This window comes from Chryseobacterium lathyri (assembly GCF_019970085.1).
GTDB lineage: Bacteria > Bacteroidota > Bacteroidia > Flavobacteriales > Weeksellaceae > Chryseobacterium > Chryseobacterium lathyri.
Map to the genome: position 1 here is coordinate 404120 of NZ_JAHXYG010000005.1, position 12517 is coordinate 416636.

Genomic DNA, 12517 nt, shown 5'->3' on the forward strand with positions numbered 1-12517 from the left:
ATGAAAACAAAAACACAATTAGGTGATTTGGATTTAGAGGTTCTAAATCCTATTGAAACAAAAAAAATTATTGGTGGAAACTGGTATGATTACACTAATATTGGAGAAGTAGTTATCCCTTGGGATGGCGGCGGTGGCGGGGGCGACCCATGGGGTGGTTACTACGACCCAACTCATGGTGGTGGTGATTATGGTGATACTGGCGGCGGTGGCGGCGGTGGCGGAAATAGTGTTGCTGCTGATGCCTTTGGTAATGGGTATGACTTAACACTTGCCGAAAGGTCATTTCTTGCATGGCAGGTTCCTGCATTAGCTCTTCCAAAAATGTATCATAATTACAATCTTGCTGTAGAAAAGGGAGTAGGTATTGATAATGAAGGTGATGCGTTGAGACATGCTCTCTGGGCAGCAGCAGATGCAGCAGATATTGGAGTAGATTTAGCTAAACAATTTCATACTTTACATGAAACAGAGCATCCAGGTCCTGATAATGCAATGGATTTACATAATAATGAGTGGGGCTATGCATGGTTTCAGCAAAATGGTGACCCAGAAAATAACATGGGAAAGTTCGAAGTTGATTTTAATAACGCAGTTATGAGTGGTGCAATACAAACACATCCATAAAAATGTTTAAGTATAGTATATTACTACTGCCACTTTTTATTATTTTCTCCTGCAAAGGACAAACGAATCCCGATTGTTTGGTAAAATTGGAAGAAAAATTATCCCCAAAGGTAAATGAGGAAAATGAAGTAGGGGAAATTATCAATATAAAAGAAGAAGTTAATTGTTTTGAGTGGGATACTTTAATAGTACAAATGGCTATGGTCAATAAGGAAACGGCAGAGAGAACCTTAGGCGTCAAAATTCCTTTTGATTACACAAATGATTTATTTCAACATGAAAGTGTTGCTAGACTATTATTTGTGAAAAATGATACTGTTATACATTATATTCTTCAGGAGGCGGGAGTAGATAAAAAAACTTTCGATAATGCAAAAAATATAAAATCATATCGTTTCATTTACTTACTTAATAATTATGGTAATGGTAGCTTTGCAAAAATTCCAAAGGATAAAACAATTTTTCAGACATATCCTATTGTTTATCATGAAAATGGGATAGAGAAAAGTAATCCAAAGTATGGACTTGCTGTAAAGGTTAAACAAAACTAAAATAATAAATAAAACTTTGAAAAGCTACTTGTAAAATATTATGAGTAGCTTTTTGATATTCACACAAATGTATAAAAAATTAAACGATTTTCTAGATAAACATTTTCCCAATATTGAAGGATGCATATTATTTGGTAGCTATGCAGAAAAGAAAGAAAAGGCAAATGATATTGATTTATTGCTGATTAGTAATAAATTTTCATTTTCATCAACAGAGAGCTTTGTTCATAATAATTTTGCTTTTAATACAATAAAAATCAATCCTTTAGAAATATTAAATATTACAGCAAAACAATTTAAACAGGGCAACTTCCTTGCTCACGCCTTTAAAACAGGAATTATAATAAGAGATAAAACCAAAGAGCTTTTACAAATAAGAAACTATATAATTGGAAATATACCTACCGCTTCTGCAGATGTAATTAGTTTTGATTTAAGCGAAGTTAAGTTTAAAATCAAAGATTATTTAGAACCAATTAAACAGTCTTCTAACTTTACAACAGAAAATTTTTTACAAGCCTCAAAACTCATTTCATTATTTGTTGATTTTTTTCTTTTAGACAGAGGAGTGTATCTAAAAACAGAAAAAAGTAAGAATAAATATTTTTTCCAAAACTTTCCTAATGAAGCGTCAAATATTTCAAAACTAATTGAGTACTTACAAAATGGGGACAAAATAAATTTTGAAAAAATTATTGCAGAATTGATTTTTGAGTATTCAATTTCAACAAATGGAAAATATTCAAATAATTTTATTTTAGATGATTATACTCAAAAATTGCTAGTATGCTATATTGAAAATACATTTAAGTTTAATGAAATATCAAATATTATTGAAAAAATTAAAACGCAAAATATAGATTTGAAATTTTTTATTTATCAAATTGATGAAGAAAATCAGGAAAAAGAAGGATGTTACATAGTAATTGATAATACAAATCTAAGCATAGAAAGAGAAAAGAAAGAATGGATAATATTTTTTCAAAACATTTTCAAAGATTATAATTTTACATTTCCCTATAATAATATTTTTTGTTATCCTGAAATAAAATTTATGGGTGTTGATAATGAATTAATTGTAAATGAGCTTATGTTTTCTTTAATTAATAAGATACAATCACATAAAGAATTAGGCAAAGAAAAAATAATTTTCAGAATGGTAAAAGATTTCTTTGGTTATTCGACAATTACCATTGATGATTTATATAATTTCTATTTGATAAGGTTAGACGCAAAAGCTAAAATGTCAAACTTTTTAAATAACAATAATCAAAAAGTCGAGAACAAGTTTATAAAATTCAATAAAAATATTGAAAATACTTTGATTCAAAGATTTGAATTGATTTCAGAAAGAATACTTGATTTTGAACCAATACAAAAAATTCCTCAATTAGTACATTTGCAGATTTTAGACAGAATATTAAGTATCTTTTTAAGTAAAGATTATGAAAAATTCTACTACATATATGTTTTAAAACACAAATTTAATGAAAAAGTTTCCTAATTACAGACAATTAGATAGCAAAGATTGCGGGATTTCATGTCTTCAGATTATTTCTAAATACTATGGTAAATTCTTTTCTATTCAGGACATTAGAGATTTATCATCAGTATCAAAAGAAGGGCTTTCATTATATGAGTTAGGACTTACTTCTGAAAGATTAGGGCTAAAGTCCCTACCTGTAAAAGTTCAATTTGAAAAACTAACAGAAAACATCCCTCTACCGTGTGTTGCACATTGGAGAAATAATCATTATGTTGTTATATATAAAATTACAAATAAGGATGTTTACATCTCAGACCCTAAAGTCGGTCTTGTAAAATATTCTCATAAAGAATTTTTGGAAGGATGGCTTAATTACGAAAAGGACGAGACAAAAAAAGGGATTTTATTATTATTAGAGCCTACGGATAAGTTTAATGAAATAAAGCCTTCGTTAAATCCTACCAATGTCTATGCATTTAACTATTTCATAAGCCACCTGTCCCCTTATAAGATACAGGTTTATCAATTATTGGCTACGATGGTTATTCTGACATTAGTTCAGTCTGCAATACCTTTTATCACTCAATCAATAGTCGATACAGGAATATCCTCTAAAGATTATGGCTTTATTTCAATGCTTTTGATAGCAAATATTGTCTTAGTTATAAGTGTCAGTATTGGTAGTTGGATTAGGCAATCTATTAATATTCATATCTCATCAAGAATAAAAATTTCTATTTTATCCAACTTTATCATTAAGTTGTTAAAACTTCCTGTTAATTATTTTGAAAATAAATCATCAGGAGATATTTTTCAAAGAGCATTGGATTATGACAGAATGGAGAATTTCATTATGAACTCTGCTTTTAGCATCATATTAGCAATCTTAAATATTCTTGTCTTTGGGACAATACTTTTTATATACCAACCAATCATACTTTTTATTTTCTTTTTTGGAGGGTTACTATATGTGTGCTGGAATCTATTTTTTTGGAATGTCCGCAAAAAATTAGATATGAATTATTTTGCATTAAAAGCAAAGAATAATACACACTGGATGGAACTTTTAACTCATATCCAGGAAATTAAGAATAACAATTATGAGCAGGGAAAAAGGTGGTCATGGGAAAAAGTTCAGGTAAAGTTATACTATTTAGGAATAAAAGTATTGAGAATTAACCAAATAGATACTCTTGGCGCAAACCTTATCAATACAATATCTGATGTTGTTTTAACATTTGTCTCTGTTTATTATGTAATAGAAGGAGAAATTACCATTGGTATGCTAATAGCAATTCAATACATATTAGGGCAGCTGAGAAGCCCTCTATTAGAAATAACAAAATTTATTTCATCCTATCAAATGGCATACATAAGTTTTACCAGAATGAATGATTCCAGTAATACCCCTGAGGAGCAGGTTGAAGAGGATGTTACAGCAAGAGAATTGCCCACAAATAAAACAATCTTTTTAAAAAATATTTATTTCAAATATAACAATGCTGCAAATTATATACTGAATAACATTTCTTTGGTTATTCCTGAGGGAAAAGTTACAGCTATTGTTGGGGCAAGTGGAAGTGGCAAAACAACATTATTAAAAATTTTAACACGATTGTATACCCCTACTCAAGGAGATTATTTTATTGGAAATATCAATATGAACTCTATTGATATTAACGAATGGAGGAAGAATATTGGAGTAGTAAATCAGGGAGCAGAAGCATTCAAAGAATCAATAAAGGATAATATTGTTTTGGGAAGTGATTATAATCAGAATAAACTGAACGAAGTACTACAACAAGTAAATCTATTAAATGAAATAAATACATTGCCTTCTGGACTAAATACAATGATGGGAGAAAATGGACGAGGTTTAAGTGAAGGACAAAAACAAAGACTAATGATTGCGAGGGCATTATACAAAAACCCTGAATTTCTATTTTTAGATGAAGCAACCAATTCTTTAGATTCCATTAATGAAAATATTTTAGTGGATAATCTTAATAAATCCTTCGAAGGAAAAACAGTAATACTTATTGCCCATAGACTTGCAACTATTAAAAAAGCAGATAGTATAATTGTTATGAATAACGGGAGCATTGTAGAGATGGGAAATGAGGAACAATTGCTCAATAAAAAAGGGTATTATTATAAGCTATTTAAAAACCAAATGATTTTAGAAAACCATGAATAAGAAAACTATTTATTCAGAAGAATTTGATGATGCCATTTCTAAATTCCCAAAATTCAATTCAATTTTATTTTACTCATTAGTTGCAATTATAGCTACAGCAATAATCTTATTACAACTAATAAAATCTCCCGAAATTGTAATAGGAGAAGCACGAGTAACAGCAGAAAAGCCACCAATAGAAATATTGTCGCAAAATTCAGGTAAAATTATATTCAAAAAGTTTTATCCACATAAATTTTTGAAGAAAGGAGATTATCTTGCTATCATGGAAAACCCATCCAATGAAGATGATATTTTGGAATTAAAAAAAGTATTGTTAAAATATGCTGATAATTTATATTCTCTGAAATCCTCTGCTTTATCTTTTGCTTCAAATTATGATTTAGGAGAATTGGAAGAACCTTTTTTTAGTTTACTGAATACTTTATACAGCATTGAAAGAGAAAAGGGGTACAATGAGAATGATGCAAGAAAGGAAGTGTTAAATAAACAAAATTTCAAGTATCTTGAAATGATTTCTAAAAGAAATGAAATCAAAAATGTTAAAAGGAATGAGATTGCTTTATTAAAAAGCAGATATAGAGATGATTCTTTATTAATGACGAAAGGATTAATTACCAAGATTGAATATGAAAACTCTAAAAGAAATTATCTAAAAGAAAATGAAAATCTTAAAAATTATGAGGCTAGAGATGTAGAGAATAGTCTTAGTATTTCTGATAATAATGGAAATATTAATGTGCTTAATACTCAAAAAAACATCAATGTATCTGATTTAGAATTTAAACTTATAAATACATATAACCAACTACTTCAAAATATTAATCTTTGGGAATCCAGACATGTTATAAAGATGCCTATTGATGGAACTGTTGATATGATGCAATTTATTTCGTCTAATCAGTTTATTAAGCAGGGCGAACCTATATTTAGCGTCCTTCCTGACAATAATAAATATGTCGCACAATTATTTGTTCCTCCAATGGGAGCAGGAAAAATCAAAACAGGTCAAACTGTTTCAATAAAACTAGCTTCATTTCCATACCAAGAATATGGTAAATTAGAAGGTAAAATACAATCCATTTCCTTAATCCCTACACAAAATTATTATTTAATCCTTGTTGAATTACCCAGTGGGTTGAAAAGTGATACAGGTAATATCCTTATCCTATCAAAAAATATGATAGGTCAAGCAGAAATCATAACGAATAAGAGAAGTTTGTTATCCAAATTATTTTCTAAAATCACAAATTTATTTGAAAAAGATGATAACTACTTTAACAAAGAAAAAGAAAAGGCTAAATCTGAAAAGACACAATCAGCTAAATAATACTGTATTAAATTCAAATTCTTGCAATTTGTGACTGATGTACCAGAAAAATTATAAATTCATTTTCAAATAAATAGCCTTGACAATTTAGTCAAGGTTATTTTTTATATTGCATATTCAAACATCAAAGACACAATTATGGTAATAGCAAATGTAAATGGAAAAAGATTACGAGCAGAAGAAGCGGGTTCAGGAACTATCGGATTATGTCCGTGGACAGGTAGAGAAGTTAAAGCCAAAGTAGGTGAAATAAGGCAGTATTGGGCATATATTGGTGGTGCGCCACAACTACCAGAAGGATATGAGAACGAATCTGAATGGCACTACAATTGGAAATTTCCTGTTTTAGATAATTATTGTGAGGTAATTTGTGGAGAAAATAATGAACACCGAGCAGATTTAATCGGAAATAAAGATACTGTAATTGAAATTCAGAAAAGCCCAATTGATATTAGAATCGCAAGAGACCGTACATTTTTCTATCGAAAATTTTCAAATAAACGAGTAATTTGGTTAGTTGATGCCCATGATTTTTGGAACAGCAGATTAAAAGTTGATTTTGACAAAAGAGATGGCAGAAATTATCCAATTACATGGACGAATCCCCGACGGTGGGTCGTAGAATTAGCAAGTCTGACAATTTCTAATTTATTTTTAGACTTCAATACAAAATCGGATAAGCTATTACAGATGTGGATTCATGACAAAACCCTGAAAGGCTCATTTATAACCAAAGAGGATTTTTTTAAAAGATACCTACATGAAAATTCAAAAGATGAGTTTAGAGAAAATCCTGCAAAAATTTTAGAAATCTGGAAAAACTATAAAGCATAATGACGGAAGAAAAGAAAACATGCTATATGTGCGATAATGAGGTTGTTTCGATGGAACATGTTCCGCCTGTCTGTTTATTTCCTGAAATTAAGGACACAAAAGGAATCAATTTTAGAAAAAATCTAATCAAAGTACCTTCATGTGATATTCATAATTCAAAAAAATCTGATGATGATGAATTTTTATTGTTTTCATTAACAGGATTAGTCAATAACAATAATGTGGGACAATTTCATTTTCACACAAAGGTTAACAGAGCAATAAGAAGAAAAAATAAAGATTTTATCAATAAACAGGTTTTAAGAAACCACAAATATGGAATTGTTAAAATCAATGATGAAGATAAATTGATTTCTGTTGGTTATCCTGATGTGGAAAGACTAACTAAATGCTTCGAGCATATTGCTTATGGCTTATATTATCACAAATTCGGAAAAAGATTCGTTGGAGATATAGGTATGATAAATGGATTCATTGACTATAAAGATTCAAATCGGCAAACGTTAAAAAAATTTTTAAAACGCAGATTTGAATTAGAAACTGTACTCAACGGAGAATTTCAAGGTGAAAATCCAGCCGTTTTTTACTACCAATTTAACGAACCTGATGAATATGGGCTTATTTCTTTGAAAATGGTATTTTATGGAACAGCAGAGGTATATGTCGGCTTCAAACCAGAAGAAATACAAATACCATTTAATTTAGCAATGGCGCTTATTAATGATGGTAGTAAAACAACAATGACATTAGGAGATGAAGAATTTCAATTTAATCAATAAATAAAATTTAAATAAATATTATGAAACCATTTATATTGGCTTTTAAAGAAAGCTCTTTGGAAAAAGCATTTGACTTTTCTAAAATAAAATATTGTGACAAATTAAATCTATCTGTCGATACTCAAACAGGTCTTCCTGCAATATCATTTTTGAAATTGTCCACAAGTACTTTTACAAAGGTATATAATGAAACTTCTGATTCTGATGATAACTTTAGTAATATAATGATGGGTACTCTAACTAAAACATCATATCAGGTCGAAGGAACCGATGACGATAGCCAGTACAATTCCGTAAAATCAATGATGGCTACTTCTACCTTAACTTTAGTATCTCAAGAAGCTTCGGACAGTGATGACAGATGAAACTATTCTCATTATAACACATAAAGAAGATTACACTGCTGATTATGTTGTTAACATATTGAATCAAAGAGGTATATGCTATTATAGATTGAATTGTGAAGATGTTTTTAAAAAAGATTTTACCATTGAAAGTGACTTATTTCCTAAAATAGATGGTAAGAGAAAATTTAAATCTGTATGGTTTAGAAGAACCAAACTTCCTGAACTCCCTAATACTTCTCTTTATGAAAAAAATTATTTATATAATGAGTTTGATACTCTTTTAAAAAATTTATTTGTTTTAATTGATGCAAAATGGATTAGTGAACCTTATAATATTTATAAAGCTGAAAACAAATTATATCAACTGAAGTTAGCTAAAAAAATTGGGTTCCAGACACCTAACACTTTGGTTACTAATTCTAAATTGGATATTGTTAATTTTTTTTATCAAAATTCAAACAAGCTGATAGTAAAACCTTTATCACAATCTATAATTAATAATGAAAATAATTCTTTAGAGCATATTTTTACCAATTTGGTCAATGAAGAACACATAGAAAATCTTAATAATTTCGATTTAACACCTTGTATTTTTCAACAATACATTGAAAAAGAAGTTGAATTAAGAATCACCGTAATTGGAGAAAATATTTTTATCGCTGGTGTTTATTCGCAAACAGACGAAATGAGTAAAGTTGATTGGAGAAAAGGTCACTTAAAATTTCATACAACTACTATTCCTAAAAACGTTGAGAAGATGTGTTTAGAATTAGTTAAGGAACTCAATATAAAATTTGGCGCTATCGACATGATAAAAGATAAAAATGGAAACTATATTTTTATAGAAATAAATCCAAATGGTCAGTGGGTTTGGATAGAAAATGAAACAGGATTAGATATATCAAATGCCTTAATTGACGAATTACTATGCTAAAAATACTACAAAAATTTTTGAAAAGTATTGGATTGATTCCTATTAGGGAACACCAACAACCATTTGATTACAATATCAATGATTATGATTTATCTGGAGAAGAAGAAAAAGATAAAATACAGCTTCATAAAGATTTTTTGCTATCGGTATTACAAGAAGAAAATAATAGGTTAAGTTTTGTTGAAAATAAAACAACACAAATCATTTCTCAAACAAGTATAATATTTTCTTTAGTAGGACTTATAATTCCTATTGTAATTGACAAATTTGATGGTGTTTCTTTCTTCATTAAACTTACGTTAATCTTATTATTAATGATAGGTTTTTTTATGTATTTAATATCAATAAGAAACGCTCTGAAAAATCTGAATATTAAAAAATTCAAATATCCTTACGCAAATCCTGAAAATGTTATTACATTGAAGGATAAGACTGTTGAAGAATTTAATTCTGAACTCATAAGAGATTATTTGTATTGTATCAAAAAGACCGTTTTAATAAACAATATTAAAGGCACAAATTTATTACATGCATACAAGTCTTTTAAGATTGCGAATTATTTTACAGGAGTTATAATTATTGTTATCTGTTCTTTAGTTTTGTTTACAACTCAAAAAGAAAAAATCAGTCGAGTTAAAATTGAAACACCAGTAAAATTGATAAAATAATAGCATGAACAAAACTGACTCACTTAAACAGAGAACACACGAAAAATTACAATCTACTATTAATAATATTGAACTGATAAATGGATTAATTCGTAAATACGAAGCAATTGATATTAAATTACTAAATGAATTAAATAATTGGCTTACAATTATAATTATGGCAAACCAATTATCTTTAATTTTAAGCCACTTTCAGGCACTCTTCACTATTGCACAATAACTCTAGGTTTAAAACTTAGTAAAATACTTTGAAAATAGCTTAAAAACAGTTTCAGCACCATAGATGCCATAACAGGAAAACAACCCTGAGTTATATACAAAGAATCATGTATTGCCCAATGTGGGCATATCAATGCTTAAACTCCCAAACAATCAATAAATTTATACCTATCTTTATACCACTGCTTAGATTTTTTGAATTGTTTGATTAGACTTTCAACAGTTTCTTCTAAATTTTGAGTCTCAATTTTAGCTTCGTTGTATAGTGGGCTATTTTCTGATAAAATAAGAAAATTGGAGGAAGTAAAATCGTAGGTTGAAAAAATAAAAAACTCATTTATCATTTTTTTTGAATCTTTAAATACACTTACCCCTAATACATTATCAAAATTCCGTATTTTTTCCGAAATCAAAAAGCACCAATATGAAGTAATCTGGTTTTCAAGTTTGATACTGAAAATTATAGGTAGCCTAAGTATTATCTCATCAGCTTCAAATTCAGTTGCTCCCTTACTTAAAAGCCATTTTCGTATATCATTATAAATAATTTTCCTTACTTTTTTAATAGCATTAATCCCTTTTCGCCAATTGCTGGGAAACATCCAATAAATCTTTTCTTGTGCTTTTTTAAAAATATCTTTATCTATAGTTGATTCAAAAGCATCGGGTACAATTACCCATTCTGAACGTGGATTTTTGTATGATTTTTGTTTTAATCGTCCCCATGTTTTATTATATATACGAGTACCAATATAAGTTTCATTGGTCAGTATCTTTATAATTTTTGATTTGTCCCACTGTTTGTTATTTGATGAAAATATTCTTCTTTGATTTAGATATGATGCAATTTCTGATATAGTCAATCTATTGTTTACAAATAAATCAAATATTTTTCTGACAGTTTCCGTTGTATCGTCATTTTTAGGTGCAAAGGAAACTCGTTCATTAGCAATCTGTTTATGTTCACCTGTACTAAGGATACGAATAGGTTTTTTATTTACATCAAGTAACTGTCTAGCCATTCCGTAAACTGCCATACCACCTGCTGAATAGCCCTGTTGTGAAACCTTTGCGCAACCATAAAATACTTTTTCACTCAGCTGACGACTATATTCTGCCGCCATGTAACGTTGAATAGAGATTTCCAAACTTGAAAATAACTGATTGCTTACATCAACAAATCCTCTCGAAACATAAACTACCTCCTTACCATGTTTCTTACATAAATAAACATAATGCCCTGCTTGGTCCTGGTCTTGAAATCGTCCCCAACGTGAAACATCATAAACTAAAACATACTCAAAATATGGAGCGTTGAAATTTTTAATCCAATTATCAAAAAGCCTTTCAAATCCAGGACGATTTGCAAGTAGCCCACTTACCCCCTCATCAATCTCTTCATGTATTATTGCAATATTATGTTCAAGTGCAAACCTTTCAACATGATTACGTTGAATTGCTACTGAATTTTCCTGTTTATCTTCAGCAGAATGCCGATAGTAAGCAACCGCCTTTTTAGAAATCTGTTGAGTAATATTGAACATGGATTATGTAAAGGCTTCCAAAAGTTTATCCAGGTCGCCAAGCAAGCCACTTTCTTTTTCTGTCAGTTGGACATTTAGATTCTTCTTTGTACTTAATTCCTTTATTAAAATTTTAATTTGACTTGAAAATCCTGATAATTGAGACCTTTCAGATAGTTCAGTGACGGTTAACAATGGCTCCGTCAGAAATGATAAAATCTCTTCTTCGTGAAGGGTTGCATTTGAAAATATTTTAGCAAGGTCTTTAAATTCAGAAGCTCTATACATTATATTGTCACTGATTTTTTTGAACAAAATTTTCACAATATCATCAATTTCATATTGCTTAATTTTTCGTAGTTTAGGAAGCATTTGCATAAAAGCAATTCGTTGATATTCTTTCATATTATATTCAGACATTAGCTCTAAATATTCCATTCTCATATCTCTCAATTCAGTAAAATGAAACAGATGCACTTGTGATATTCCCAACAAATCAGCTATTTCCTTTTTTGTAGCATCCTTATATTCTATTTTAATTTTATGAATAGCATTTGCTTTTTCCATTGGTTTCCAACTCCTACGATTGTTTTGCATCTCAAATCTGCGAGCTTCAAATTCGCCATCACTCATTTTAGGGTATACACGACAAGGAACAGTTTTAAGTTCTAATTCTTTTGCACACGCAAATCTTCTATGTCCATCCATTATTAAAAAACGGTCTTTTTCAATTTCGCTCACTTTGATTGGGTCTTCAATGCCGTAATGCGAAATTGATTTCATAAGGCGGTTATAATCTCCACCAACACCTAAACCAAATGCCTTACGGGGTTGATTAGGGTCTCCTTCGATAACATCAACTGATAATTCCATAAACACAGCAGGTCTTGGTCTAAATGAGTCTATGAGACTTTTTATATCATTTTCACTCATAATTTTATATTTAATTATTTTTGATAAAATCAATTATTAAATTTACTCTCAATTATGTGAACCCTAATATTATTTTTCTTTTAATAAAA

The 12517-nt window shown here is 29.3% G+C and carries 13 protein-coding genes; 11 read left to right on the top strand and 2 right to left on the bottom strand.

The window, feature by feature from the left end:
- The 11 genes from LC418_RS17850 (at position 1) to LC418_RS17900 (ending at position 9973) form a co-directional block, all read left to right on the top strand.
- Positions 1-627, top strand: a complete 627-nt coding sequence (locus tag LC418_RS17850; protein WP_223560123.1) for a DUF6973 domain-containing protein — start codon at positions 1-3, stop codon at positions 625-627.
- 2 nt (positions 628-629) lie between these two features.
- Complete coding sequence (locus LC418_RS17855) at positions 630-1178, top strand: hypothetical protein (protein WP_223560124.1); 549 nt, start codon at positions 630-632, stop codon at positions 1176-1178.
- Positions 1179-1245: 67 nt separating this feature from the next.
- Positions 1246-2682, top strand: a complete 1437-nt coding sequence (locus LC418_RS17860) for a nucleotidyltransferase domain-containing protein (RefSeq protein WP_223560125.1) — start codon at positions 1246-1248, stop codon at positions 2680-2682.
- The gene (locus LC418_RS17865; RefSeq protein ID WP_223560126.1) at positions 2666-4861 is read left to right on the top strand and encodes a peptidase domain-containing ABC transporter; all 2196 of its coding nucleotides are present in this window, start codon (positions 2666-2668) and stop codon (positions 4859-4861) included. The genes LC418_RS17860 and LC418_RS17865 overlap by 17 nt, the downstream gene beginning before the upstream one ends.
- Complete coding sequence (locus LC418_RS17870; protein WP_223560127.1) at positions 4854-6191, top strand: beta-barrel domain-containing protein; 1338 nt, start codon at positions 4854-4856, stop codon at positions 6189-6191. Before LC418_RS17865 ends, LC418_RS17870 begins: the two co-directional genes overlap by 8 nt.
- Positions 6192-6329: 138 nt before the next feature.
- On the top strand, positions 6330-7025 hold the full coding sequence (locus LC418_RS17875) for a competence protein CoiA family protein (protein ID WP_223560128.1): 696 nt from the start codon (positions 6330-6332) through the stop codon (positions 7023-7025).
- Positions 7025-7804: a hypothetical protein gene (locus tag LC418_RS17880; protein WP_223560129.1), complete on the top strand. Its 780-nt coding sequence runs from the start codon at positions 7025-7027 to the stop codon at positions 7802-7804. The genes LC418_RS17875 and LC418_RS17880 overlap by 1 nt, the downstream gene beginning before the upstream one ends.
- Positions 7805-7824: 20 nt before the next feature.
- On the top strand, positions 7825-8169 hold the full coding sequence (locus LC418_RS17885) for a hypothetical protein (protein ID WP_223560130.1): 345 nt from the start codon (positions 7825-7827) through the stop codon (positions 8167-8169).
- Complete coding sequence (locus LC418_RS17890) at positions 8159-9085, top strand: MvdC/MvdD family ATP grasp protein (protein WP_223560131.1); 927 nt, start codon at positions 8159-8161, stop codon at positions 9083-9085. The genes LC418_RS17885 and LC418_RS17890 overlap by 11 nt, the downstream gene beginning before the upstream one ends.
- Positions 9079-9753 carry a hypothetical protein gene (locus LC418_RS17895; protein WP_223560132.1) on the top strand — a complete coding sequence of 225 codons (675 nt, stop codon included), beginning with the start codon at positions 9079-9081 and terminating at the stop codon, positions 9751-9753. Before LC418_RS17890 ends, LC418_RS17895 begins: the two co-directional genes overlap by 7 nt.
- A gap of 4 nt (positions 9754-9757) precedes the next feature.
- Positions 9758-9973, top strand: coding sequence for a hypothetical protein (locus tag LC418_RS17900; protein ID WP_223560133.1), 216 nt, complete (start codon positions 9758-9760; stop codon positions 9971-9973).
- Positions 9974-10109: 136 nt separating this feature from the next.
- Here the strand turns inward: LC418_RS17900 and LC418_RS17905 are convergent, their stop codons facing one another.
- Together LC418_RS17905 and LC418_RS17910 are read right to left on the bottom strand one after the other, a co-directional pair.
- The gene (locus LC418_RS17905; RefSeq protein ID WP_223560134.1) at positions 10110-11516 is read right to left on the bottom strand and encodes a recombinase family protein; all 1407 of its coding nucleotides are present in this window, start codon (positions 11514-11516) and stop codon (positions 10110-10112) included.
- A gap of 3 nt (positions 11517-11519) precedes the next feature.
- Positions 11520-12428 carry a ParB/RepB/Spo0J family partition protein gene (locus LC418_RS17910; protein WP_223560135.1) on the bottom strand — a complete coding sequence of 303 codons (909 nt, stop codon included), beginning with the start codon at positions 12426-12428 and terminating at the stop codon, positions 11520-11522.
- Positions 12429-12517 lie beyond the last annotated feature (89 nt).